This is a genomic window from Micromonospora sp. DT201 (assembly GCF_049841575.1).
Lineage (GTDB): Bacteria > Actinomycetota > Actinomycetes > Mycobacteriales > Micromonosporaceae > Micromonospora.
This window is the reverse complement of sequence record NZ_JBNCKP010000003.1, coordinates 1-24607: the sequence shown is the minus strand read 5'-3', so window position 1 is coordinate 24607 and position 24607 is coordinate 1. Positions and strand designations below refer to the sequence as shown.

26 protein-coding genes and 3 pseudogenes are annotated in these 24607 nt (G+C 69.9%); 15 read left to right on the top strand and 14 right to left on the bottom strand.

Annotated features, from left to right (window positions below; translation table 11 throughout):
- The first annotated feature begins 120 nt into the window (after window positions 1-120).
- Genes ACLQ28_RS07050 through ACLQ28_RS07040 form a run of 3 tightly spaced genes read left to right on the top strand, consistent with a single transcriptional unit; the run spans window position 121 to window position 2673 of the window.
- The gene (locus tag ACLQ28_RS07050) at window positions 121-948 is read left to right on the top strand and encodes an SCO6745 family protein (RefSeq protein ID WP_425685802.1); all 828 of its coding nucleotides are present in this window, start codon (window positions 121-123) and stop codon (window positions 946-948) included.
- Window positions 945-1634, top strand: coding sequence for an HAD family hydrolase (locus ACLQ28_RS07045; protein ID WP_425685801.1), 690 nt, complete (start codon window positions 945-947; stop codon window positions 1632-1634). The genes ACLQ28_RS07050 and ACLQ28_RS07045 overlap by 4 nt, the downstream gene beginning before the upstream one ends.
- Window positions 1635-1662: 28 nt before the next feature.
- Window positions 1663-2673, top strand: coding sequence for an NADPH:quinone reductase (locus tag ACLQ28_RS07040; RefSeq protein WP_425685384.1), 1011 nt, complete (start codon window positions 1663-1665; stop codon window positions 2671-2673).
- Between the two features lie 183 nt (window positions 2674-2856).
- Here the strand turns inward: ACLQ28_RS07040 and ACLQ28_RS07035 are convergent, their stop codons facing one another.
- Complete coding sequence (locus tag ACLQ28_RS07035) at window positions 2857-4491, bottom strand: fatty acid--CoA ligase (RefSeq protein WP_425685800.1); 1635 nt, start codon at window positions 4489-4491, stop codon at window positions 2857-2859.
- 70 nt (window positions 4492-4561) lie between these two features.
- Between ACLQ28_RS07035 and ACLQ28_RS07030 the strand changes: the two genes are divergently transcribed.
- Window positions 4562-5053 (top strand): NUDIX domain-containing protein, encoded by a 492-nt coding sequence (locus ACLQ28_RS07030; protein WP_425685383.1) that lies wholly within the window; start codon window positions 4562-4564, stop codon window positions 5051-5053.
- A gap of 177 nt (window positions 5054-5230) precedes the next feature.
- Here ACLQ28_RS07030 and ACLQ28_RS07025 read toward each other — a convergent pair whose 3' ends face one another.
- Window positions 5231-5539 (bottom strand): hypothetical protein, encoded by a 309-nt coding sequence (locus ACLQ28_RS07025; RefSeq protein WP_425685382.1) that lies wholly within the window; start codon window positions 5537-5539, stop codon window positions 5231-5233.
- 24 nt (window positions 5540-5563) lie between these two features.
- A pseudogene (locus ACLQ28_RS07020) lies at window positions 5564-5680 on the bottom strand (FAD-dependent oxidoreductase); the annotation flags it as partial.
- Between the two features lie 53 nt (window positions 5681-5733).
- Between ACLQ28_RS07020 and ACLQ28_RS07015 the strand changes: the two are divergent.
- Window positions 5734-5880 (top strand): annotated as a pseudogene (locus ACLQ28_RS07015) (transcriptional regulator); the annotation flags it as partial.
- Window positions 5881-5925: 45 nt separating this feature from the next.
- Here the strand turns inward: ACLQ28_RS07015 and ACLQ28_RS07010 are convergent.
- The gene (locus ACLQ28_RS07010) at window positions 5926-7602 is read right to left on the bottom strand and encodes an MDR family MFS transporter (protein ID WP_425685381.1); all 1677 of its coding nucleotides are present in this window, start codon (window positions 7600-7602) and stop codon (window positions 5926-5928) included.
- Between the two features lie 118 nt (window positions 7603-7720).
- Window positions 7721-8260, bottom strand: coding sequence for a type 1 glutamine amidotransferase domain-containing protein (locus tag ACLQ28_RS07005; protein WP_425685380.1), 540 nt, complete (start codon window positions 8258-8260; stop codon window positions 7721-7723).
- Window positions 8261-8429: 169 nt separating this feature from the next.
- Between ACLQ28_RS07005 and rfaE2 the strand changes: the two genes are divergently transcribed.
- Window positions 8430-10277: a D-glycero-beta-D-manno-heptose 1-phosphate adenylyltransferase gene (gene rfaE2, locus ACLQ28_RS07000; RefSeq protein ID WP_425685379.1), complete on the top strand. Its 1848-nt coding sequence runs from the start codon at window positions 8430-8432 to the stop codon at window positions 10275-10277.
- The gene (locus ACLQ28_RS06995) at window positions 10274-11152 is read left to right on the top strand and encodes a glycosyltransferase family 2 protein (protein ID WP_425685378.1); all 879 of its coding nucleotides are present in this window, start codon (window positions 10274-10276) and stop codon (window positions 11150-11152) included. The genes rfaE2 and ACLQ28_RS06995 overlap by 4 nt, the downstream gene beginning before the upstream one ends.
- A gap of 1 nt (window position 11153) precedes the next feature.
- Here ACLQ28_RS06995 and ACLQ28_RS06990 read toward each other — a convergent pair whose 3' ends face one another.
- Genes ACLQ28_RS06990 through ACLQ28_RS06980 form a run of 3 tightly spaced genes read right to left on the bottom strand, consistent with a single transcriptional unit; the run spans window position 11154 to window position 13323 of the window.
- Window positions 11154-12260 carry a glycosyltransferase family 9 protein gene (locus ACLQ28_RS06990; RefSeq protein WP_425685377.1) on the bottom strand — a complete coding sequence of 369 codons (1107 nt, stop codon included), beginning with the start codon at window positions 12258-12260 and terminating at the stop codon, window positions 11154-11156.
- Window positions 12261-12268: 8 nt separating this feature from the next.
- Entirely contained in the window at window positions 12269-12820 is a 552-nt protein-coding gene (locus tag ACLQ28_RS06985) for an Hsp20/alpha crystallin family protein (protein ID WP_425685376.1), read from the bottom strand.
- Window positions 12820-13323 carry a DUF2231 domain-containing protein gene (locus tag ACLQ28_RS06980; RefSeq protein WP_425685375.1) on the bottom strand — a complete coding sequence of 168 codons (504 nt, stop codon included), beginning with the start codon at window positions 13321-13323 and terminating at the stop codon, window positions 12820-12822. The genes ACLQ28_RS06985 and ACLQ28_RS06980 overlap by 1 nt, the downstream gene beginning before the upstream one ends.
- Before the next feature lie 168 nt (window positions 13324-13491).
- On the opposite strand from ACLQ28_RS06980, the gene ACLQ28_RS06975 reads away from it, so the two are divergent.
- Complete coding sequence (locus ACLQ28_RS06975) at window positions 13492-14109, top strand: pyridoxamine 5'-phosphate oxidase family protein (protein ID WP_425685374.1); 618 nt, start codon at window positions 13492-13494, stop codon at window positions 14107-14109.
- On the opposite strand, the gene ACLQ28_RS06970 is transcribed toward ACLQ28_RS06975, so the two are convergent.
- Window positions 14100-14684, bottom strand: coding sequence for a DUF4240 domain-containing protein (locus tag ACLQ28_RS06970; protein ID WP_357099309.1), 585 nt, complete (start codon window positions 14682-14684; stop codon window positions 14100-14102). The two genes, ACLQ28_RS06975 and ACLQ28_RS06970, sit on opposite strands and share 10 nt — an antisense overlap.
- Before the next feature lie 56 nt (window positions 14685-14740).
- Entirely contained in the window at window positions 14741-15193 is a 453-nt protein-coding gene (locus ACLQ28_RS06965) for a MarR family winged helix-turn-helix transcriptional regulator (RefSeq protein ID WP_425685373.1), read from the bottom strand.
- Between the two features lie 125 nt (window positions 15194-15318).
- Here ACLQ28_RS06965 and ACLQ28_RS06960 point away from each other — a divergent pair, with 125 nt between their 5' ends.
- Window positions 15319-17478, top strand: a complete 2160-nt coding sequence (locus ACLQ28_RS06960; RefSeq protein WP_425685372.1) for an MMPL family transporter — start codon at window positions 15319-15321, stop codon at window positions 17476-17478.
- Window positions 17471-17950: a DUF1772 domain-containing protein gene (locus ACLQ28_RS06955; RefSeq protein ID WP_357302993.1), complete on the top strand. Its 480-nt coding sequence runs from the start codon at window positions 17471-17473 to the stop codon at window positions 17948-17950. The genes ACLQ28_RS06960 and ACLQ28_RS06955 overlap by 8 nt, the downstream gene beginning before the upstream one ends.
- A gap of 88 nt (window positions 17951-18038) precedes the next feature.
- Here the strand turns inward: ACLQ28_RS06955 and ACLQ28_RS06950 are convergent, their stop codons facing one another.
- The 4 genes and pseudogenes from ACLQ28_RS06950 to ACLQ28_RS06935 form a co-directional block, all read right to left on the bottom strand.
- Window positions 18039-18371, bottom strand: a complete 333-nt coding sequence (locus tag ACLQ28_RS06950) for a hypothetical protein (RefSeq protein ID WP_357099310.1) — start codon at window positions 18369-18371, stop codon at window positions 18039-18041.
- A 902-nt stretch (window positions 18372-19273) separates the two neighbouring features.
- The gene (locus ACLQ28_RS06945) at window positions 19274-19657 is read right to left on the bottom strand and encodes a hypothetical protein (protein ID WP_425685837.1); all 384 of its coding nucleotides are present in this window, start codon (window positions 19655-19657) and stop codon (window positions 19274-19276) included.
- Between the two features lie 26 nt (window positions 19658-19683).
- Window positions 19684-20103, bottom strand: a pseudogene (locus ACLQ28_RS06940) (SGNH/GDSL hydrolase family protein); the annotation flags it as partial.
- Window positions 20104-20114: 11 nt separating this feature from the next.
- On the bottom strand, window positions 20115-20309 hold the full coding sequence (locus ACLQ28_RS06935) for a hypothetical protein (RefSeq protein WP_425685371.1): 195 nt from the start codon (window positions 20307-20309) through the stop codon (window positions 20115-20117).
- A gap of 217 nt (window positions 20310-20526) precedes the next feature.
- Here ACLQ28_RS06935 and ACLQ28_RS06930 point away from each other — a divergent pair, with 217 nt between their 5' ends.
- From ACLQ28_RS06930 to ACLQ28_RS06910, 5 genes are all read left to right on the top strand, one after another.
- Window positions 20527-20922 carry a helix-turn-helix domain-containing protein gene (locus ACLQ28_RS06930; protein WP_425685370.1) on the top strand — a complete coding sequence of 132 codons (396 nt, stop codon included), beginning with the start codon at window positions 20527-20529 and terminating at the stop codon, window positions 20920-20922.
- Between the two features lie 38 nt (window positions 20923-20960).
- Window positions 20961-21527: a GNAT family N-acetyltransferase gene (locus tag ACLQ28_RS06925; protein WP_425685369.1), complete on the top strand. Its 567-nt coding sequence runs from the start codon at window positions 20961-20963 to the stop codon at window positions 21525-21527.
- A 140-nt stretch (window positions 21528-21667) separates the two neighbouring features.
- A complete protein-coding gene (locus tag ACLQ28_RS06920) occupies window positions 21668-22495 on the top strand; it encodes a DedA family protein (RefSeq protein WP_425685368.1) in 828 nt (275 codons plus the stop codon).
- 230 nt (window positions 22496-22725) lie between these two features.
- Window positions 22726-23901 carry a sensor histidine kinase gene (locus tag ACLQ28_RS06915; protein ID WP_425685367.1) on the top strand — a complete coding sequence of 392 codons (1176 nt, stop codon included), beginning with the start codon at window positions 22726-22728 and terminating at the stop codon, window positions 23899-23901.
- Window positions 23892-24536, top strand: coding sequence for a response regulator (locus tag ACLQ28_RS06910; RefSeq protein WP_425685366.1), 645 nt, complete (start codon window positions 23892-23894; stop codon window positions 24534-24536). Before ACLQ28_RS06915 ends, ACLQ28_RS06910 begins: the two co-directional genes overlap by 10 nt.
- Window positions 24537-24607 lie beyond the last annotated feature (71 nt).

The window sequence follows — 24607 nt, the reverse complement described above, 5'->3', positions numbered from 1 at the left end:
CACCCACCGGCAGTAGGTTCGGCGTCACCCCGGGCGGTTCGCCTCCCGGGGTGAGCATCCGGGACCGACGCGGAGGTGCATGTGACGGCGCTGGACCAGCCTGGGCGGACCGCCCGTTTGATGTGGGCGCACTACGAGGCGGTGCACGCCGTCACCTACTTCCACCCCCGGGCCCGCGCCGCATACGAGGCGGTGGGGCTGCGCGGCTACTGGCGGGGTTACTTCGCCGGCCGAGCCGCGCCGCTGGGTGCCACCGAGGCCGCCCCGGTGATCGCCGCCTTCTTCAACTTCGCACCGCCGATGGTGGCCCGCGCGCTGCCGGCGGTGTGGCGGTTGGCCACCCCACCGGAGGTGCTGCGCGCCCGCCTGACCGGCGCGGTGCAGGCGCTCGCCGAGCTGACCTACGAGCTGCCGGAGACGCACCTGGCGGAGGCCGCCGACCTGTTGGCGCAGGCTGCCTCGGCGGCCCAGACGGCCGGCCGGGTGCTCAGCGCGGTCAACGCCGCGCTTCCAGCCGGCGAATATCCCCTCGCTCGACTCTGGCAGGCAGCTACCACGTTGCGCGAGCACCGAGGCGACGGGCACGTGGCGGCACTGGTGGCCGCCGGGCTGGACCCGGTGGAGACGCTGGCCTGGCGGGCGGCGTTGGACGGCACGCCAGCGGAGTACCTGCTCGGCCGGGGCTGGTCCGAGGAGCAGTGGCACACCGCCCGCGAGCGGCTGACGCACCGGGGCTGGTTGACCGGGGACGGCACGACCACCGAGCAGGGCCGGGCCGAGTTCCAGGCCGTCGAGGACGCCACCGACGGGGCTGCCGCGCACCCGTGGGAGGCACTCGGCCAGGACGGCACCGACCGGCTACGCGAGCTGCTGGAGCCGATTGCCCGGTCCTGCCATGCGGCGCTCCCGCCGGAGAGCCCGATCGGGCTGCCCGCCCTGCCCGACTGACCGGACACCCACCGGTCGGGCAGGATGGGCCCGTGGCAGATGCGGTGGTCTTCGACCTGGACGGCGTGATCGTGGATTCCGAGCCGGTGTGGGAGGAGGTCCGCCGGGCGTACGTGGCGGCGCACGGCGGGACGTGGCAGCCGGACACGCAACGCCGCCTGATGGGGATGAGCACCGGCGAGTGGGCCCATTACCTCAGCGGTGAGCTGGGCGTTGACCGCACCGCGGCACAGGTCGCCGACGAGGTGGTCGAGGAGATGACCCGGCGTTACCGGGCCCACGTACCGTTGATCGGGGGCGCCGATGAGGTCGTGCGCCGGCTTGCCGCGCGGTGGCCGCTGGGGTTGGCCAGCTCGTCGCCGACCCGGCTGATCGAGGCGGCGCTGGCCGCCACCGGCCTGACCGACGCGTTCGATGCGACCCTCTCCACCGAGCAGACCGAGCGGGGCAAGCCCGCGCCGGACGTGTATCTGAACGTCGCGCAGCGCCTCGGCGTCGAGCCGGCCCGCTGCGTGGCCGTGGAGGACTCCTCCAACGGGGTGCGCTCGGCCGCGGCGGCGGGAATGCGGGTGGTGGCGGTGCCGCACGGTTCGTATCCTCTCGACCCGGATGCCGCACGGTTGGCCGTGGTGACGCTGGGCGCGATCGGTGAGCTGACCCCCGAGCTGGTGGGCGGGCTGGGTTGACGCGGGCCGAGCCGGGTAGAGACCACGGATGAAGGCCATCGTGTACGAGCGCAACGGCGACCCTTCGGTGCTCGATCTGGTCGACCGGCCGGTGCCGGAGCCGGGTGCCGGCGAGGTGCTGGTGCGGATGGCGGTCTCCGGGGTGAACCCGACCGACTGGAAGTCCCGCCGCAACTCCCCTCCGAAGGGCTGGCAGATTCCCGGGCAGGACGGCGCGGGGGTGGTCGAGGCAGTCGGCGAGGGGGTCGACCCGGACCTGATCGGCGAGCGCGTCTGGATCTGGGAGGCGGCCTGGCAGCGGCCGTGGGGCACCAGTGCGGAATACACGCTGGTGCCGGTCCGGCAGGCGGTACGCCTCGGTAGCGCGTCGTTCGAGGTGGGGGCCGCCCTGGGCATCCCGTTCCTCACCGCGCACCGCTGTCTGACCGCTGGCGAGTTCATGCCGGACACGCTGCGCGCCGGCGCGCTGGCCGACCACACCGTGCTGGTGCAGGGCGGTGCGGGTGCGGTGGGCAACGCCGCGATCCAGCTCGCCAGTTGGGCTGACGCCACGGTGATCGCGACGGTGAGCAGCGCGGAGAAGGCGCAGCTCGCGGCATCGGCGGGCGCTTCGTATGTCATCAACTACCGGGACCAGGACGTGGTCGAGGAGGTCCGCAAGATCGCCCCCGACGGGGTGCACACGATCGTCGAGGTCTCCCCCGCCCGCAACGCCTCGATCGACGTACAGGTGCTGCGGCACGGCGGCGCGGTCTGCATGTACGCCGACGACGGCGGGGGCGAGGTGAGCATCCCGATCCGGGCGATGATGGCGCCGAACGCCCGGTGGCAGTTCGTGCTGGTCTACACGCAGCCGAAGGCAGCCAAGGCGCAGGGCGTGAAGGACGTGGCGGCGGCGGCCAATCAGGGCGCCATCCGCGTCGGCGCGGACGCCGGCCTGCCGCTGCACTACTACCCGCTGGCCGAGACGGCCGCCGCACACCAGGCGGTGGAGGACTCGACGGTGGGCAAGGTGCTCATCACCACCAGCAACGCCTGATCGGGTCGCTGACCGCCCGATTTCCCCGTCAGCAGGACAGAGGCGAATAACTTTCGCAACAATGACGGTGCGGGGTAAACCCGTGTGGAGCGGGCGGCCCCGGCGCGGTGCGAACGCCGGGGCCGCCCCTGGGGAGGGTTTGGGATTACTCCCGCCCAACAGGCGACAACGCCGGGAAAAACGTTACGGGGCGGTCAGCTCCCGGACAGTCAGCTCGCCCTCGGCGTACCGCGAACGGACGACCTTCTTGTCGAACTTGCCCACGCTGGTCTTCGGCACGGTGTCGATGAACGCCCAGCGCTCCGGCAACTGCCAGCGAGCGACCGCGCCGGCCAGGAAGTCCCGCAGCTCCTCTGCGGTCACCGAGGCGCCCTCCCGTACGACCACGGTGGCAAGCGGCCGCTCGTCCCACCGCTCGTCCGGCACACCCACCACGCACGCCTCCAGCACCGCCGGGTGGGCCATCAGCGCGTTCTCCAACTCCACCGACGAGATCCACTCACCCCCGGACTTGATCACGTCCTTGGCGCGGTCGGTCAGCGTGATGTAGCCATCCGTCGAGAGGGTGCCCACGTCGCCGGTGCGCAGCCAGCCGTCGCGGAACTTCTCCTTGTCCGGGGCGTCGTCACCGACGTACCGGGCGGTCACCCACGGCCCACGGACCTCCAACTCGCCCACGGACTTGCCGTCGGCGGGCAACGGCTCCCCCGACGGGCCAACGATCCGCGCCTGCACACCCGCCGGCACCCGGCCCTGCGTGTAGCGGTACCGCCACGCCTGCTCCCCGGTCGCACCGGCGGGCGGACGCGAGACCGACCCCAGCGGAGACATCTCGGTCATCCCCCAGGCGTGGATGACGTCGATGCCGTGCCGCTCGTCGAACGCGTGCATCAGCGCCGGCGGGCAGGCCGACCCGCCCACGATCACCTCGGTCAGCGAGGAGGTGTCCACCTCGTGGGTGTCCAGGTAGGCCAACAGGTCGGTCCAGATGGTCGGCACCGCCCCGGCCAGCGTGGGCCGCTCGGCGGCGATCATCTCGGCGATCGGCGCCGCCTGGAGGAATCGGTCCGGCATGATCAGCGACGCGCCGGAGAGGAAGGCCGCGTACGGCAGACCCCACGACATGGCGTGGAACATCGGCACGATTGCCAACTCCCGGTCGGTCGGCCCGAGACCGAAACCCTCCGGCATGCAGATCTGCAACGAGTGCAGGTAGATGGACCGGTGCGAGTAGGCCACACCCTTCGGGTTGCCGGTCGTGCCCGAGGTGTAGCAGAGCGCTGCGGCGTCGCGCTCGTCCACCTCGGGCCAGTCGTACGCCTCGGGCCGGTCGGCGAGCAGCGCGTCCCAGTGGTGCACGGTGACCCGGTCGCCGGCTGCCGCCACCAGCGGGGCCGGGTCGCCGCCACCGACCACCACCACGTGCCGCAGCGTGGTCAGCTCACCGATCACCCGGGCCAGCAGCGGGATGAGTGTGCTGTCGACAAGCACCACCCGGTCCTCGGCGTGGTTGGCGATGTAGACGACCTGATCGGGAAAGAGGCGGATGTTGAGCGTGTGCAGCACCGCGCCCATGCTCGGCACCGCGAAGTAGGCCACGAGGTGCTCGTTGTTGTTCCACATGAAGGTGGCGACCCGCTCGTCGCCGGTCACCCCACACTCGTCGCGCAGCGCGTGTGCCAGCCGGGCGGCGGCGCGGCCAACCTCGGCGTACGTCATCCGGCGGGGCTCGGCGCCGGTCCAGGTGACCACCTCGGCCGTGCCGTGCACCCCTGCGCCGTGTTCGAGGATCCGGGAGACCTGCAGAGGGGCGTCCATCATCGTGCTACGCATGGGTAACAAGCTATGTCGGCGGTCACACGTTGGGAACCCCCGTAAATTGTCGCAGGTGAGCATCTCCTGGGCCGACTCGTACGTGGGGCAGTTGCGCGCGCTCGCCGGGGACCGGACGCTGATGTTCGTCGGCGCCCGCGCCGTGGTCAGCGACAACGCTGGACGCATCCTGCTGATCCAACGCTCGGACAACGGCCAGTGGGCCATGCCGGCCGGGGCGATGGAGCTGGGCGAGTCGATCGCCGACTGCGCGGTACGCGAGGTCCGCGAGGAGACCGGGCTGCGCGCGCTGCGGGTCTGCGCGTTCGCCCTCTACACCGGCCCGGACCGGACGAGCACCAACATGTACGGGCACACGTACCAGGTCTTCACGACGGCGTTCAAGGTGGAGGAGTGGGACGGGCAGCTCACCCGGGTCACCGACGAGACCACCGATGCCGGCTTCTTCCCCCGCGACCGGTTTCCCACCCCACTCTCCGCCTCGGTCGCCGAGACGCTTGCCGACCTGGACGTCTTCGAGCAGACCAACCGGCTGATCCTCAAGTAGGGGCGGCCCCGGGGCGACCGGCCCCGCACGACGCTCGGGCCGGGCGCTTGATCGACACCAGATCGCCGATGTGGGGGCATCCCCGCGCTCGGACACCCCCACATCGCCGATGTCGAGTCGATCAAGCGGGCGCGGCCCGCCCAAGGGCGGTCAGCAGGCCTCGACCGCCGCAGATCCCTAGGTGCGGGCCGCTGCGGGGCCGAACTGCTGGGTGAAGCGGCCGGTGAACAGGTCCGCACCCTTGTACTCGGCGACCGTCGCGGCAGGCACGACCGCCGGACCGTCGGGCGTGGGCATCTGGCCAACCCCGTGACGTGACCCGAGTGGGACCAGAATCATCGGGTACGGCACGGGCTGGTAGGTGGCCGCGAACTGCTCGCCGCGCAGTTGCGCGGTGATGTTTCGCACCACGACCTCGGCGTGCTGCAACGCGTACGCGGCCATCTTGTCCTCGGCGACATCGGTGAGGTCGCCGATCGCGTACACGTGGTCGTGGATCTGGTCGGGCCCGCCGCGGACGTTGAGGGTTTCGGTGACCGGGACCTGCCCCTGCCGGGTGAGTGTGGTGAGCCGGCCGTCGACGAGGTAGTCGCTGTTGATGCGCAGACCATAGGCGCGGAACCAGATGTCGGCGGTGATCTCGTCGCCGTCGGTGGTGGTGACGGTGAAGGCATCCCGAGGCGGGCATGCTCCGGCTCGCGTACGAGACCCTCGAACTCCCCGCGGACGACGACCAGCGCCTGCTCGTCCACCTGCCGGCCGACGCGGCGACCTCCGCCGCGCTCGACCGCCTCAACAGCCAACCGCTACGCCTCGTGGTCGGATGACACCGACCGCCCCGGACAGGTCCGAGGCGGTCGCCGACCTCGCGGTCAGATCATCGTCTGGGACTGGGCCTCCATCTCGGCGGCGGCCTCCTCCTTGGATTGACCCGACAGCGGCTTGCCGCCCGCCGCCGGAGCCTTACCGCCCAGCGGGTCGGCACCGCCGGTGGCACCCTGCGGGCCCGCACCGCGCAGGGTGTTGTTGGGCAGGGCCAGAGTGACAAGCACCGCCACGATGGCGACCAGGCCGGCGGTCAGGAAGACCAGGTGCAGTGACTCGACGAACGATTCCTGGATGGCGGCCCGGACCGCACCGGGCAGCGCCATGATCGTCGCCGGGTCGTTGATCGAGATGTTCGTGCCGCCGCTGGCCGCGACAGCCGCCTGTTGCTCCGGCGGAAGCTGGGCGATCGCGCCGGGCAGCCGATCGGCCAGCTGCGAGTTGAGCCGAGTGGAGAGCAGGGTGCCGAGGATCGCCACCCCGAACGAACCACCCAGCGACCGGAAGAAGGTCGCCGAGGAGGTGCCCGCGCCCAGGTCCCGGACGGAGACCGCGTTCTGCACGGCGAGGACCAGCGACTGCATGCACAGACCCAGGCCGATGCCGATGATCGCCATGAAGCCGAACGCCAGCCAGAGCGAGGTGCCCACGTGCAGCCGGGTGAAGAGCAGCATGCCCACCACCAGGGTCACCGCCCCGGCCACCGGGAACCACTTGTAGCGGCCGATCCGGCTCATCGCCCGACCGGTGAGGATCGAGGTGATGATGATGCCGGCCATCATCGGCAGCATCAGCAGACCGCTTCGGGTCGGCGAGGCGCCCTTGACGATCTGCAGGTACAGCGGGATGAAGATGATCGACCCGAACATCACCAGACCGAGCACGAAGCCGGCCGAGTTGGCGAGCGCGAACGTGGCGCTGCGGAACAACCGCAGCGGCAGGATGGGCTCGGCGACCCGGGCCTCCTGGAGCACGAACAGCACGGCGAGCACCGCACCCGCGACGATGAGGCCGATGATCACCCCGGAGCCCCAGGGGTACTCGTTGCCGCCCCAGCTCAGCGCGAGCAGCAGGCAGCTCACCCCGGCGACCAGCAGGCCGGCACCGAGCCAGTCGATCGAGTGGTCCCGGCGTTCGAACGGGATCAGCCGCATCACGTGATAGCAGACCACGATGGCCAGGATCGCCAGCGGCACGTTGATGTAGAAGATCCACCGCCAGTCGGTCTCCGCGAAGTAACCACCGACCAGCGGCCCGGCCACCGACGAGATCCCGAAGACCGCGCCGAACAGGCCCTGGTAGCGACCACGCTCCCGGGGTGACACCACGTCCGAGATGATGGTGAACGCCAGCGTCAGCAGACCACCGGCGCCGATGCCCTGGATTCCCCGGGTGACGATCAGCTGGGTCATGTTCTGCGACAGCCCAGCCAGCAACGACCCGACCAGGAACGTGCCGATCGAGAAGAGGAAGACAGGTCGGCGCCCGTACAGGTCGGCCATCTTGCCGTACAGCGGCGTCGACGCGGTCGAGGCGAGCAGGTACGCGGTAACCACCCACGAGTAGTGGTTGATCCCGCCCAGTTCGCCAACGATGGTCGGCAGAGCCGTACCGACGATGGTCTGGTCGAGTGCGGCCAACAGCATGCCGGTCATCAGGCCGAGCATGAGCAGCCGGATCTGCTGACGATTCAGCACCGGCGCGGTGGAGGCTTCGGTGGTCATGTGCCCTTCTATCCCGCGAGCCGCAGAACATGCGCCGGACCGAACAAAATAACCCTGTTGATCATGGAGTCAGCGGCGAGTTCTGCCGCCAACTCCTTGATCAACAGGGTGTGGCGGGTCAGGCCTTGAAGGTTTCGGTGATTCTCTGGCAGAACGCGGGGAGGTCGTCCGGGTTGCGGCTGCTGGTCAGATTTCCGTCGGTGACGCACTCCTCGTCGACCCAGGTTGCGCCGGCGTTGGTCAGGTCGGTCCGCAGGCTGGGCCAGGAGGTGATCCGCCGACCACGCACCACGTCCGCCTCGATCAGCGTCCACGGGCCGTGACAGATCACCCCAACGGGCTTCCCCGCCTCGAAGAACGCCCGCACGAACCGCACCGCTTCCGGGTCGCTGCGCAGAAAGTCCGGATTCGCGACGCCGCCAGGCAGCACCAACGCGTCGTAACCGCCCACGTCCGCCTTCTCGACCGTCACCTCCACGTCGTACGTCTTCGACTGATCCAGATGGTTGAAGGACTGGATGGAACCAGGCTTGAGCGAAACCAGCTCGGCCGTCGCGCCAGCCTTCTCGACCGCCTCGCGCGGCTGGACGTACTCGACCTCCTCGACGCCGTCGGCGGCCAGGAAGGCGATCCGCTTGCCCTGCAATGTCGTTGCCATGTCGGTACATCTCCTCTCCGGGGGTACCTCATTTCCCTTCCCGACCCCCGAACGCCCAAAACAAACCGACCGCGTAACGAAGCCCACCTTGCCGACAACGCCCAGGTCAGGCCGCGGGCAACGGTGGCCGCCAGGTTTGGCCCGGGAGTCGCTGGGGACCCGAGGAGGCATGGCAGGAGCAGCAGCGGAACAGCGCCGGCTCGCCACCGTCGTGGAGAGCTGGCTCGGACGCCCAGTCCTGATCGTCGGTGACGCCATGTTGGACGACTGGCGGTTCGCCGACTCAGACCGGCTCTGCAGGGAGGCACCCGCCCCGGTCCTCACCCTGCGCCGGCGGATCTCCGCCGCCGGTGGGGCCGCGAACACCGCGGTAAACGTCGCCGCCCTCGGCGGCCGGGCGGTGCTTGTGGCACCGGTCGGCGCTGACGTGGCCGGCGACGAACTGCACGACTGTCTGGACCGCGCAGGCGTTTGGGACCGTACGGTCAACCAGCCCGGACGGCCCACCCCGGTGAAGCGGCGCATGCTGGCCGGCAATCAGATCCTGCTGCGCGAGGACTCCGGCGACCCGGACGACGCACTCGACCCGGAGGGCGTGACGCGGCTGCTCACCGCCCTGAACTGCGCCACCGAGGAGCTCCGTGCCGCCGCCGGCGGGGAAGCGCCCACCCTGGTGGTCTGCGACTACGGTCTGGGCGCGCTGCCCGCGCCGGTCCGCGCGTGGCTGGTCGAGCAACGCGAGCGGTACGCCACGGTCGCGCTGGACGCCCACGACCTGGCTGACTGGCGGGGCCTCGCGCCGACCGTGGTCACGCCCAGCTTCGCCGAGGCGACCCGACTACTGGCCCGTGCCGGCGGCGCGACCCGACCGGCTGCCGGGACCGAACTGCACCTGGAACACCCCCACGACGACCCGGCCGACGGCCCATCCGAATTGACAGTGGGCGCGGCCCCGGGCGGGGTACGCGCCGACGCCGCCATCGACCGGCCGGCCCTGGAGCCGTCAGGAGCCGATCGGCCGGGGCCGATCGGTGAGCCAACCCCAAGTGAGGGCCGGGTGGCCCTCACCGGCGACGGGCTCAGCGTCACCGGCACCGGCGTCACCGTGAACACCCGGGCAGGGGAGGGGGTCGACCGGGCCGTCCTGGCCGAGTCGCGCCTGGCCGAGCTGCGCGCGCACACCGGCGCCGATGTGGTCGCGGTAACCCTGGACACCGAGGGCGCGGTGGTCGGCGGCGCCGACGGGGAGCCACGACGCAGCCACAGCACCCCGGTCCCGGCGAGCCACGCCGTGGGCGCGGGCGACGCGTACCTGGCGGCGATGACCTTGGCCCTGGCCGCTGACGCGCCGCTGCCCACCGCCGCCCAACTCGCCCAGTTGGCGGCCACCATCACCGTCTCCGACACCGGCACCTGCGTGTGCCGGCGAGAGGACCTGCTCACCGCACTCGACCAGCCGACCCGGACCATGAGCCACCCCGCGTTGGTCGGCAGTGACGAGTTGGACGCGATCGTCGCCGAGTACCGCGAGGCGGGACGGTCGGTGGTGTTCACAAACGGTTGCTTCGACGTGTTGCACCGGGGGCACGTGCGCTATCTGGAGCAGGCCCGCGCGTTGGGTGACCTGCTCATCGTGGCGGTCAACTCGGACGACAGCGTACGCCGACTGAAGGGCCCGGACCGGCCGGTCAACCCGGTCGAAGACCGGGGCGCCCTGCTCGCCGCGCTCGCCTGCGTGGACCACGTGGTGGTCTTCGAGGAGGACTCGCCCGCCGCCCTGATCGAGGCGGTCCGGCCGGACATCTACGTCAAGGGCGGGGACTACCCGCCGGAGCTGGTGCCGGAGGCGCCGCTGGTGCGCCGGTTGGGCGGCCAGGTGCACACCCTGGGCTACGTGCCGGACCGATCCACCTCGGCGATCATCGAGCGGATCCGGTCACACAGCCAGGACCCGTCTCCACAAACAGCGGACCGGGCACCCGACCCGTCGCTCAGCTCCCGCACCCAGACGTCGTGAACCGCCCTCTCGACCTCGGCACCCCGGAGAAGTTCCGGACCGACCGGCTGGTCGACGTGCTGATTCCGACCCGGAACCGGCCCGCCGAGCTGGCGGTCACCCTGGGCGGGCTCGCCGCTCAGGACGGGGTGCCCGGCTTCGGGGTCGTCGTCAGCGACCAGTCCGACGGCGAGCCGGCGTACGCGCATCCCGCCGCCGCCACCCTGGTCCGGGTGCTGCGCGGTCGGGGTCACCCGGTGCTGCTGACCCGCCGGCTGCCCCGACGAGGGTTGGCCGAGCACCGGGCGTACCTGCTCGCCGCCTCGACCGCCCGGTACGTCCTCAGCCTCGACGACGATGTCTGGCTGGAACCCGGGGCGCTGCACCGGCTGGTCACGGCGATCGGTGAGCTGGGCTGCGGCTTCGTCGGCAACGGCGTGCACGGGCTCTCCTACACCGACGACGTGCGGCCGGAATCGCACGGGCACTACGAGGAGTGGACAGGTCCGCCCACACCCGAGCGGATCCGACCCGACACCCCGGAGTGGAATCGCGCCCGGATCCACTCGGCGGCAAACCTGCTGCACATCACCGAGCACCTGGCGCTGCCGCCGGGCGCGTGGCGGGCGTACAGGGTTTCCTGGATCGGTGGGTGCGTGCTCTACGACCGGGCCAAGCTCGTCGACGCTGGTGGCTTCGACTTCTGGCGTCGGTTGCAGGAGAAGCACCAGGGCGAGGACGTGGCCGCGCAGCTCGCGGTGCTGGCCCGCTTTGGCGGGGCGGGCATCCTGCCCAGCGGCGCGTACCACCTGGAGTCCCCCACGACGGTCACCGACCGGGACGTGGAGGCCTGGGAGGTCGTCCTCGCCGACGAGGACAGCCCGCAGCCGGCCTGAACTACGGGGTGAGCAGCTCCCGGGCGGCTTCCAGCACCTCGACAACCGGCACGTCGGTGACGAACGAGTCCCGGTGCGGGCACTCGCCGTCGCCGGGCCGGTGCGGGTAGATGCCCGGCGTGCAGTCCACCCCACAGACTGGGCAGTGCACGGTCCAGGAGCAGATCGGCCGGTGCCGACCCCGCAACGGGTTGGCCGTGTTGATCAGGTTGCCGACCCAGAAGATGCCCACCGTCGACGCGCCGACCGCAGCGGCGAGATGCAGTGGGCCGGTGTCGTTGGAGACGACCAGCGCACAGTCGGCGTAGCAACCAACCAGCCCGCCGAGGCTGAGCGTGCCCACCTGCGGTCGGACCGGCACCCCCGCCGCAGCGACCACCCGGTCAACCACCTCCTGCTCGGAGGGCGTGCCGGTGACCAGCACCTCGAAGCCGTCACCGTGCAGCTCACGGGCCAGCTCGGCGAAGCGCTCGGCGGGCCAGCGGCGGCGGGTGTCGGAGGCACCCGGATGCAGCGCCACCCGGGGGCGGCCCGCCGGGCCGAGCACCTGGGCCGCCTCGGCCCGGTCGGCGTCGGTCACCGTAAGCGTCGGCACGATGGTGGTCGCCGGCGCTCCCACCAGGGCCACCACCTCCAGGTAGCGGATCACCTCGTGCTGGTAGTAGACGTAGCGGACCCAGCGGTCCAGCGGCGGCGCGTCTTCGGCGCGCAGGCCGATGGTCACCCGGGCGCCAAGGCGACTGATCAGCGGGTTGGAGTTGGCACCACCACCGTGGATCTGCACCGCCAGGTCGAAGCCCTCACCGGAGGCTGCGGCCAGGAAGTCGTCCATCGACGACTCCGGCTCGCCCGCTTCCGGCGTTCGAATGCCGGGCGCCGGCGGCACCACCAGCACCCGGTCCACCGGGCCGGGCCGGTCGCGCCAGAGCTTCGCGTGCCACGGCGCGCCGAGCAGCACGATCTCCGCCGAGGGGTACGCGGCACGCAACGCGTCAAGCGCAGGCAGGACGAACAAGAAGTCGCCGAGCGCGTTGGCGCGCAGCACAGCGATCCGCTGCACGTCGGGAAGGCGCTCGGCGATCGGGCCGAGCACGGACGCAGTGACCACGCCGCCCGCTACTGTCGGTCGATCTCGCCGACGGTGTCCGGGCGGTGCAACTCCCGGTCCGCGGCAGGATCGGCCGGCATCGGCGTACCAGTGGAGAGGTCGCCGGAGCGCGGCCCGGTGCGGCCGACGGTGATGGTGCGCGGCGTGGGCCGGGTCGCCCGGGGCAACCGGACCCGGAGCAGGCCGTGGTCCATGACCGCGTCGATGGCCTCCGGGTCGACCCGAGACGGCAGGTTGATGCGGTATTCGAAGCCGCGGGTCTCGAAACCACCGGGGATGCCCTGGTCGGCGTTGACCTCAGCCTCGGAGCGGGCCCGCACGCACAACTCGCGATCGTCCAGCTCGACGGCCACCTCCTCCGGTGCCACCCCGGGCAGCCGGACGACGACCTCCCAGCCATCGGTGGTCTCGGTCAACTCGACGTCGGACGCCCCGGCCCGACCACCGACCAGGCGGCTCAGCTCGGCGCGCAGCGACTGCAGCTCCCCCATCGGGTCCCAGCCCTGCTGCCGGCCGCCCCGCCAACCCCGGCCGAAGCCGCCGGCCTGCTGCTCGCTCATCACACCTCTCCGATCCGCCGGGTGGCCGTGGGCGGCCGTAGTGAGCTGGGCGCGTCCAGGCCGGCGTCCTCGTCCACTCCCACGCCCAGCCGGTCGACCAGCTCACCGCCGAGCCAGGAGCTGATGCCGAGGATCGCCAGGGCGACCACCTCGATGGCGACAAGTGCGCCGCCGGCGGCCCGGGAGTCCGCGTTGAGCCGGACGGCCCACACGGCGGCGAAGAGCAGGATCACCGCGACGTTGGCACCCGCGTGCAGCAGACCTACCCGCTTGGCGCGGGTGCCGGTCGGGATCGCGAGCAGGTCGAAGGAGCCGGCCGCCGCCGCGAGGAGGCCGCCGATCAGGCCGACCGTGATGTTCCAGTACGCGACCTCGCCGAGGAAATCGGGACCACCGACGGTGTCGACCACGTCGAACAGCACCGCCGTTGCCAGCAGGGCCACCGGGAACATGACAAGCATCGGATGGACTGGATGACCCAGCACCTTGAGTCGGCTCTCCATGTCCCGGCCTCCACTGGTCGGCGTCCTGCACAACGGTCTCGTTTCGGCGGGCGCGTCGAGAGGGCCGTACCCCCGACGAACCAGGCACAAACCTCGCGCTGGTCACCGCGGATTAGGCTCACGAATGGTGGTGCCCGCCACCGGGTCAACGGTTGAGGGAGGATCAACGTGACGGTGGAGATCACCACACACGAGGAGCTGCGCAACCTGCTCGGGGTGCCACACGCGCGGGCCGCCAACAAGGACCGCCCCCGCCTGCACGAACGGGACCGGGATTGGCTTGCCGCCTCGCCGTTCTGCCTGATGGCCACTGCCGGCGCGGACGGCAGCTGCGACGTCTCACCCAAGGGCGACCCGGCCGGGTTCGCCCTGGTGCTGGACGACACGACCATCGCGCTGCCCGAACGGCCGGGCAACAAGCGGGCCGACGGCTACCGCAACATCCTCGACAACCCGCACGTCGGGTTGCTCTTCCTGATTCCCGGGCGGACCGACACCCTTCGGATCAACGGGCGTGCCCGCCTGGTGAGCGACGCATCATGGTTCGACGACATGGTGGTCAAGGGGCACCGGCCGGTGCTCGCCGTGGTGGTGGAGATCGAGCAGATCTTCTACCACTGTGCGAAGGCGTTCCTCCGGGCCGCGCTGTGGAAGCCGGAGACCTGGCAGCCGGAGCTGCTGCCGTCCCGAGCACGCCTGATCAAGGAGGTCGAGGCGCCGGTGGAGAGCCTGGAAGACCTGGAACGGCACTACGGCCCGGAGTACGTCAAGAGCATCTACGCCTGATCCCGCTCCTCGACGTCTCGGCCTGCCCAGTCCGACCAGCCGACGGGATTGCTGCACGACTCCCGGGAGATGCCGGAGCCGGTCTCCGGCCAGGTGCCGAACAGCTCGTTGTGCAGGTGGGCGAAAAAGTAGCAGAGGGCCTCGCACTCGGCGTCGATCAGGGCGCGGGCAGGATCGGCGCGAACCGACTCGTAGTACTCCCGACCAAGGGCGACGATGAAGCCCCGGCAGTAGAGGAAGCCGTCGTCAGAGCCGTCGGTCACCTCATGGATGTCTTCCCGGTCGATGTCGTGCAGCTTGCGCTCCACCACCCGATCGAGGTCGGTCAACTCCTGGGCGGACAGCTCGACGCTGAGACGTCTGAGGCGATCCAGCAGCGGATCCAGCCAGGCCTCGATCGCGTACAACTCGGCATTGTCGTCCCCACTGCCGTCGGGGTCACCCTCGATGAGTGCCCGCCGCAGCGCCAACGGCTGTGGGCCGACCTCGGCCCACGCCGACTCGATGAGCGCCCAGAACCGGGCCTCCTCGGCCGGGGTGGGCAACGTTCCAGCGGCATCGATCGGCACGGTCACCGCCAGACCGTAGCCAGCACGACCGACGTTTTCCGCGCTGCCGGTTCGAGCACCGATCAGTCTTCGGCCGGCCGGCCGGCGGGCTCCTGATCGACGAACCGTTCAAGCAGGTCACGCAGAACCTTCTGCTCGGCGGCGCTCATCCAGCCGAACAGGTCTTCAGAGACCTGATGGGCGATCTCGGTAGCCGCGACGAGTCGTTGCCGACCAGCGTCGGTGAGTGTGACGACCCGCGCTCTGCGGTCCTCCGGGACTGGTTCGCGCGTGGTCAAACCGAGCCGTTCAAGATCGTCAACAGCACGCAACATCACCGATTTGTCACTGCGTAGCTCGACGATCAGTCGCGCCTGCGTCGCGGGCCCTACGCGCGCGAGCGTACTCATCACCCCGAACAGCCGACCGTCGAGATCCAGAGCTCGAAGCGCGTGGGCGAACGTGCTGGTGGCGCGCTTGTGCGCCATGGCCAACAGGCGCCCGATATCGGTGCCGACACTGTCCGAATCCCGCACGGGCATGAGTCTACTCATATTAGACACTCTCTCCAGAGAATTTCTCCATAGAGAGTATTTGCTACGGTGTGGTCGCGATGGAGCGACCGGCATGGCCGGACCGCACGCGAACAGAGAGGGTGCCGATGGAGATGCTGACGCGGTGGGTGCTGTCACACCGCTCACAGGTAGTGGTTGTCTGGCTGATCCTGATGGTCACCGGTGGCGTCACCGTTGCCGGCACGATCGAGCGGCTCAGCAGCGAGTCGCGCCTGCCGGGGCAACCCGCGCAACTCGCCAACGACGTGATCAGCGAACGCTTCGGCGGCACCGGCGGAAGGAGTGCCCCGCTGCTGCTGACGGTCACCGTGCCGGAGGGTGTCCGCGTCGACTCGGCACCGTACGCCGGCCAATGGAACGAGGTGGTCGCCCGGGCCACGCCCAGCGAAGGCCGCAGCGCCTCCTACTCCGACGCGCCCGCCCTACTCTCCAGGGACGGGCGGACGACAGTTGCGCTGATCTATCCGCGGGCGGTGGCCGGCCCCGCCCCCTATACGGCCGCCCTGCCGGGCATCCAACAAGCGATCGCGAACACCACGATCGCCGGTGAACCGGTCAAGTTGACCGGGCTGCCCGTGCTGTCCGGCCGTGAAAGCGGCGCGGCCCGCAGCCCCATCGTGGAAACGCTGATCGGGGCCGTCGGCGCACTGATCGTCCTCGTGGCCGTGTTCGCCAGCGGTCTGGCCGTCGTACCGCTACTCATGGCTGCGGTGACGATTCCGACCACGTTCCTGTTGGTGCGTCTGCTGACCGGCGTGACCGACGTGTCGTTCATCGTTCAATACCTGGTCGCGCTCATCGGGTTGGGTATCGCCATCGACTACACGCTGCTGGTCGTCACCCGCTGGCGGGAAGAGCGCGCCGGGCTGGACGACACCGATCCGCAACAGCGGACGAACGCCATCGTGCGGGCTGCGGCGAGTGCGGGACGGGCCGTCGCACTCAGCGGCATCACGGTCGCTATCTCCCTGGCCGCACTGATCGTCCTGCCGGTCCCGTTTCTGCGCAGCATCGGATACGCGGGGCTGCTGATTCCGCTGGTGAGCGTGGCGGTCGCCCTGACCCTATTGCCCGTTCTGCTGTATTCCTGGGGACGCTGGCTCGACCAGCCACGCCGCAGACACCACCCCGACAGCGGGTTGTGGACCCGTATCGCTCGCGGCACGACTCGACGTCCCCTCCTCAGCGCGCTGGTCAGCGGCGCCCTGCTGATGGCATTGGCCGGCCCGGCACTGGCAATACGACTCGGCCAGCCAGACATCGGCACGCTCGGCCACGGCGGGCCGCCGGCCGCCGCGTACGCCGAACTGGTACGTGCCGGGTTCGGCGCGGGCATCGCCCGCCCGGTCGAGGTGCTTGTCCAGGGCGACACGACCGCTGTCGCCAACCGGCTACGAGCCCTGCCCGGCGTAGCCGCCGTCGTCACCCCCGACTCCTGGTCGGGCAACGGATACCGGCTCATCGACGCCTGGACCCTTCACGACCCGGCCGACGATCGCGGACGACGAACCGTCGCCGCGATCGTCACCACCGTGCAGGCACAGGACGGCGCGGAGGCGGGGGGCGGGCCGCCGCTGGACGCCGACTTCGTCGACGCGGTTTATGGCTCCCTGCCCGTCGTCCTGCTCGTGGTCGCCCTGCTCACCTTTGTCGTGCTCGCCCGCAGCCTCCGCTCGATACTGCTGCCCCTCAAGGCACTGGCCCTCACCATCCTGTCCACCAGCGCTGCGTACGGCGTGGTCGTGCTCATCTGGCAGAAGGGATACGGCAGCCAAACACTGTTCAACACCCCGGCCACCGGCGCGATCACCATCTGGGTCCCGATGGCCGTCTTCGCGTTCCTCTTCGGCCTGTCCATGGACTACGAGGTATTTATCCTGCACCGCATCCGCGAAGTCCACACGGGCCTGCTCCAGCAACACCAACCGAAAGCAACCGTGTCCGCCGTTGTGACCGGCATCAGCCGTACCGGCCGGCTCGTCACCTCGGCCGCACTCATCCTCTTCCTCGCATTCACGGCGCTGGCCACCATTCCGGTAACCGACGTCAAGATCCTCGCGACCGCCCTCGCCGCCGGCATCGCCATCGACGCCACCCTGGTACGAGGAGTGCTCACCCCAGCCCTTGTCGCCCTCCTCGGCCGGGCCAGCTGGTGGTTTCCGACCTCAGCGGCCCGCTTCCTCCTGAGACCACCCACGCCCGACGCCCAACCGCGAATTCAGCAGACAGGAGTGACCAGTGCCTAGGCGCCTCGCTCAAGCGCTTGCCCTTTTGTCCACCGGGCTGCTCGCCGGAGCCTTCACCTACGCCCTGTTCTCCATCGTGCCTACCTTCAAGGCGGTTCCGCTCGACGTCCACCTGCAGTTCCGCACGGCCCTGATGCACATGAACGGCATCGTCATGCAGGCCCTAATGGCGATCAGCCTGCTCACCTGCTCCTGGCTCGCAATAACCCTGCGCACCCCCACCCGCTGGTACGCCGTCGGAGCGGGCTTGTTGGCGCTCACCTCGCTGCTCGTCACCCGCCTCGGCAACGTGCCCATCAACGGGAGGATCAAGACGTGGTCGGCGAGCTCGCTGCCACCCGACCACGCCGAGCTTCTCCACCGCTGGGAGCTCTACCACAACATCCGCACCGCCGCCGCAGTCGCCGCGTTCGTACTGCTGATCGTCCTCGTCGACAAGACACGCACGATCGCGACGCAGATGAACACCTGAATTCGATGACCCACGGCGCAGAGTCGCACCCCGGAGACTTCGCCGATCCGTCCACCGGGCGCCAGACACCGCGTCCGGTGGGGCGGGATCAGTAGCCGACGCTCATCAGGTCAGGGGTGTCGTCGTCGCCACCACCACCGGGCCGACTGTCGATGCCGCGGTCCTGATAGCCACGCCAGTACGCCTGCTGCGGCGCCCGGGCCACCGAAACGACCACGACCTTGATGCCACCGGCCAACTGCCGGCTGTTGACGATCAGAGCGGCGACCGAGACGGCTGCGGCGATTGCGCCGACGGCGAAGGCACGGCCGGACACCGCGCCATTCCAATCGATCGCGGCGACCAGCACGGTGGCCAGCCAGCACAATCCTGCGACGGCGATGATGACATTCGCGGTCTTTGACTGAGTGCGAGTTTCCACGATGGCTCCGATCTGGGCTGGGGCGGCGGTACGAGGAGATCTGCGGTCGGGTCACCTCCAACCGGGCGCGCACCGGGCGGCTGGCATCGGTCACGCCACCCGTCGGGTGGCGGGTGAGCCAGATCAGGCCGGGTGGGAGCCCAGGACCGGTCATGCCACCTGCGGGACGTCGGAGCGGGGCAGCAGTTGATGGAGACGTTGGCCAAAGGACGGGACGAACACGGCAGCCAGGACGCTCGACGTGTGGGCGGCGCGGTCGCCGTGCCGCCTGCCCTCGGCATCAGACCGTTCGACGGCGGCCGACCTGCCGCCCCGATTCCACCGCCAGGGTGACCCCAACCACCGGACGAAACGCCCCAGACAGAACAAACCGGCGGCCTGGCGCTCCCGCAGAGTGGGCGTCCGAGCGTGATCCACTCCGCTTCGCCGAGGTTGCGGTATCCGTGAAGCGGGATACCGCAACCTCGGCGATATTGAGTCGATCACGCCCGACGCCGTCGGGTGCATCACCCGAGATGGAGGCACCGCGGGCGCACCAGGCCGCTGCGACGATGCCATACAGGGGAGCGCGGTGCGGGCGATGCCCTGCTTGCGCCACACGCAGCCTCCCCCCGGTAGGCGTCGTCCCGATCCACGAACGGTTTCGGGCTGCCGCGCTGACCTGCCGGGGGTGAGCCGGCGGAGAGATCGGCAGACGAACATGATCTCGCACCCATCGAGCTGAAGCGAGCCCACTTCACGGACACACGCCTTTCTCCAAGGGCTGGTTGCACTGACCCGAAGGGCCGGTTGCACCCACCCGCCGACGACGAAGCCGGCCCCACCCAGGATGGGCAGAGCCGGCAGGAGAGGGTCGCTGCCCCAGTGGCGCGCGTCGGATCACCGCAGTGAGCGGACGGTCCTCACGGGTTGAGGTTCATCGTTGCGCAGGGCACCCACTGACCGACCGAGAAGCCCGGCCGACGGCCCACCAACCCGCACGGCAGCGGCGCCGGCCCGACGCCCAGCCGAGGAGCGATGGTGTTGAAGGCCAGCCGGCCCATCACGTCGTAACCGCCCGGCGTGGGATGCACGCCGCACTGGTCCAGATACCCCTCGGGGATGGACTGGTAGTCGATCCAGGTTGGTACGCGGTCGCCGTACTCGTCGATGACCAACATGCTGCGATAGATCGCGTCATTGACCTTGGCTTCACTCGCCGGGAGCCAGGCGGGACTCGGGCCCGGTGGGGTCGTACAGCCGGTGGTGCCATGCCCGGAGCTGTACTGCACCCAGGACGGGTACATGATGACGTCCGGTCCAGATCCAGCGCAGTGTCGAAGAGCGCCCGGTAGGTGCCCTCGAAGGCGGCGATCTGGGCCGCGGTGGCGTTCGACAGGTTGTTGTTGGTCCCGCAGTTCAGCAGGATGAGGTCAGGTCGATGCGTGGTGACCAGGCCCGCCATCCGCGACGACCAGTAGTTGCAGGTCACGCCGCCGACGGCCGCGACGACGAACTGATGGGGTACGCAGCTCTGGTCGAGCAGGCGCCCCAGCTCAGCGCGGTAGCCGGCGCTGGACGATCCGGCCATCGTCGCGCCCGCGGTGATCGAATCGCCCACGGTCAGAATCTTCAGCGTGGGACGCCCCGGCACGGGACAGGCGGCGGCTGCGGCCTGGGCGGCGACGGGTGCGCCCGTGGGGACAGACTGACCGACCGCCACGAGAGCGACGGCGAGGGCACCCAACAGCATGGGACGGAGTTTCATCGAGCCTCCTCTGCCACCGAACCGGCGGCTTGCTCGTCGTTGGTCGCGGTGATGCTGGGCACTCCCGCTGGGGATGGGTGGATGGGCAGCCCGAGGCGGCCGTGTGGAGCGGGGCCGCCCTCGGCCGGTAGGCGGGCGAGCCGATCGAAGAGCGGACGAGAACCAGATCTGGCACTGTCGTTGCCATTCATGGCACTGACGGTATCGCGTCAACCACTCAGTGCCAAGTGTGGCAACGAGCGTACTTTTGGTTCGTGGCGCTTGAGCCCGCCAGACCGCGCGTAGTCCGCGTATAAGCTTGCAAGGATGGCTTCGCGCTGCCACGGCGCGACGAGAGTCGGATGCCAGATGTGGCACTGGATGCGGGTCCGGCAACGGAGTCCCATAGACGGCACTTACGATCAGCCAGTGCCCGCAAGTGCCAGCCAGGACCCCCGCGTCATCGCGTTCGCGCGGTTCATCAAACGCGCCCTCGACGAGGCCGTACGGGAACGCGCCATGTCCATTGAGGATGTCGAACAGCGCACCGGCATTGGTCGTTCGACGATCTACCGTTGGCGACGTGCCGAGATAGCCAACCCGCAGCGCACCCAGGTCCAGCAGTTCTGCGACGGTCTTGGCATCCCGCGAACGGTGGCCTCGCAGATTCTGGGCTGGGACGGAGCGCCGCCCTCACCCGCACCTGACCCGAGCACCGACCCGGACCTGCGGGCAGTCGCGCGCATCCTGATGGACCCCAGCGTCTCCGCGGAGGAGAAGACAGTCATCCGGGCGACGCTGCAACACCTGGCGCGTCGGAGGTAGCCACGGGTCCGGCGACGGTGCCGCCCTACGCTCGACCGGTGAACGACACAGTCGTACTGCACACGGTCGCGACGCCGACCGCCCCCGCTCTCGTGCTTCGCCCCTGGCACATGGACGACGTTCCCGCACTGGTCGAGGTGTGCCAGGACCCCGCGATGCGGCTCTGGGCGAGCCCCGCGGTGGAGAACGACGCGGACGCGACGCGATGGGTGCGGGCCCAGCAGCGGGGCTGGGCGACGGGAAACCGGCTTGGCTTCGCGGTCCTCGAAACGAGCCCCGATGCACCCCACAGACAGTTGGTGGGCAACGTGGTCCTGAAGGACATAGCCCCCGGCAAACCGTCGGCCGAGGTGGGCTATTGGACGGCGGCGCACGCTCGCGGAAAGGGTGTGGCGCCGCGCGCTCTGGAAGCTCTCACCGGCTGGGCCTTCGACACTCTGGGGCCGGCTGGGCTGAAGCGTCTTGAACTCCTGCATCAGGTGGACAACTCGGCCTCGTGCCGAGTGGCGGAGAAAAGCCGATACGACTTCGACAGAGTCCTGCCCGCAGCGCCGCCCGCATTCCCGCTCGACGGCCATCTGCATGCACGGCGCAGAGATGCCTGAAGAACGCCGAGAGGTCTGGCCTCACTGCGAGGTGTTCGGTGGGGGTGCGGTTTTCCACACCCCGGCGCTTGAGGTTTGCCTGCTGAGGTCGACGGTCGACCTCATGGTCCGGGCCGCAGTGAGTTCATAGCGTTAACGGCATGATCCCTTTGTGGCATGTACCGATGCACGCTGGCCTGTTGGCCCAGGAGTCTGATCCGCCGTCGGACGGCCTAGTCGGGTTGGTGACCGACCTGGTGGAGCGGCTCGGCGCCCCCGGCGCCGGCTTGGCGGTCGCGCTGGAGAATCTGTTCCCGCCGATCCCGAGCGAGGTCATCCTGCCGCTGGCCGGGTTCACCGCCAGTCAGGGCAAGATGAGCCTGTTCGCCGCGATCATCTGGACCACAATCGGTTCGGTGGTGGGCGCGGTGGCGCTGTACTACGTCGGCGTCGCGCTCGGGCGTGACCGGGTCCGCGCGATCGCGGCGCGGCTGCCGCTGATAAAGCTGAGCGACATCGACAAGACGGAGACATGGTTCGTCCGGCACGGGGTGAAGACCGTCTTCTTCGGGCGGATGATCCCGATTTTCCGCAGCCTCATCTCCATTCCGGCCGGTGTGGAGCGAATGCCAATCGCTACGTTTCTGCTCTACACCACGTTGGGCAGTTTGATCTGGAACACCGTGTTCGTGATGGCCGGCTACCTACTCGGGGAGAACTGGCACTCCGTCGAGTCGTACGTCGGGACGTTCCAGAACGTCGTCATCGCGGTCTGCGCGCTCGGCGTGGGGTGTTTCGTCGTCTCCCGCCTGATCAAGATGCGCCGGAGGCGATCGGCGCGGGACAACGGGCTGGCACCGAACAAGTCCGAACCGTACGGGTCGCGCACACCTGTCGATCCGTACGGGCAACCCGGGACCGATAACCCGGCCCGAGCCGTACGCGGCAACGTGTACGGAACCCCGCGCCGGTCGGACGATGGCTGGTGACGCCGGGTTTTGAGGACCACGCACCGGCGGGGCGCCGCCAACGGCGTGCGGCGAACGACGCAGACGTGCGGGTTGGACCGCTGCTGGAGGCCATTACACAGGTCATCATGACTGTCGGGGACCGGTAGCCAGGTGGGGTGGGCGGCCGGGCACGCGGTGCTCCTGACCGGCCGCCAACGACCCGAGACGAGATGGATCCGAGACGACATGAGCCATGGAGGGACGGTCTGGTGGCAGAACCCGCGGTGCACGGTCGGCGGTCGTGGATCGACGCCGTGGCCCGGTGGGGCCGGCCGGTGGCGGGCGTGGAGGTCGGCGTCCTCACCGCTGCGGCCGAGGTGCTGTTCCTGCTCCTCGCCGGGCTCGTCGTGGTCGCGGTCTCGCCAGCGCCGGCGGCCCGCCGCCGCATCGGCACCATCATCGTCCGGTACGCCCAACGCATCACCGAGTGGGAGCGGCACCGCCTGGCCGTCATCGCCTCGGAACCATCCCCGCCCCCGGTCCGGGCGAACGGGCCGCGCGTGCTCGGCTACCTCGCCGCCCGCCTCCTACCGGCGGCGCTCGGCTTGCTCACCGCCGGCCTCCTCGTGGTCGGTGCCGTACTCGCCGCCATCGTGGTGCGCTCCTTCGTCGCAGGCACCATGACCGCAGTCGGTTTCCTGCTGCAGGGACTCATCGGGGCCGCCCTGCTGCTGGTGAACCTGCAAGCGATAGTCAGCGTGGCCACGCTGGATCGGTGGCTGGCCCGCAGCCTGCTCGAACCCAACTCCCGCGAGGCGCTGCAGCGGCGGATCAGCGAACTGGCCGTCAGCCGGGCCGGCGTCATCGCCGCGGTCGACGCCGAGCGTCAGCGCATCGAACGCGACCTCCACGACGGGCTGCAGCAACACCTCGTCGCACTCGGCATGCTGCTCGGCCGGGCACGTCGCACCCGCGACCCCGACAAGGCGCGCGAACTTCTCGCGCAGGCACACGAGGACGCCCAACGCGCCGTCGACGACCTGCGGGACGTGGCCTGGCGGGTGTACCCCTCCGCCCTCGACCACACCACCCTGGACGAGGTGCTGAGCATGGTGGCGCAACGATCTGCGATCCCCGTCAAAATCACCTACCACGTACCGGTCCGGCCCGCCCGACCGATCGAGACCGTGCTGTACTTCGTCGCCTGCGAAGCGCTCACCAACGCAGCCAAACACGCCCGAGCTAGCATGATCACCATCGAGATCAAGGTGCGGGACGCAAGAATCAAGATGCGCGTACGGGACGACGGCCTCGGCGGCGCCGACCCGCACGGCAGCGGCCTGCAGGGACTTGCCCGCCGGGTCACCGCGCTCGACGGCCAGTTTGACGTGGACAGCCCGGCCGGTGGCCCGACGACGATCCGGGCGGAGCTGCCGTGCGCATAGTCCTCGCCGAAGACTCCACCCTGCTCCGTGAAGGGCTGACCCGCCTCCTCGCCGACGAGGGACACCGGGTGGTCGCCGCCGTCGCGGACGCCGACCAACTCGTCACCGCCGTCGAGCAGCACAGCCCCGACGTCGTCGTCACCGACGTCCGCATGCCGCCCACCAACACCGACGATGGGCTGCGGGCCGCGCTGGAGATCCGCCGCCGCTGGCCCGACATCGCCGTGCTCGTCCTCTCCCAGTACGTCGAAAAGCGCTACGCCGCGAAGCTCCTCGCCGACCGGTCCGAAGGCGTCGGCTACGTCCTGAAGGACCGCGTCGCCCAGGTCGAAGACTTCCTCGACGCGCTCGACCGCGTCGCCGCCGGTGCCACGGCGCTCGACCCCGAGGTCGTCCGGCAGCTCATGTCCGCCACGAGCCACAGCGACCCGCTCAATCGCCTGACCCCTCGGGAACGCGACGTGCTGCACTACATGGCTCAGGGGCACACCAACGCCGCCATCGCCGAACGTCTGCACGTGTCGCAGAGCGCGGTCGAGAAACACGTCAACGTCATCTTCGACAAGCTCGACCTGTCCCACGCGACCGGCTACAGCCGCCGAGTCCTGGCGATCCTGCACTACCTCGGCTCCTAGTACGGCAGCCGCCGTTCGTGATCATGGTTGGAGTTCGAGGGTGAGGCGGCGAGCGTAGTGGGCTCGTTTGG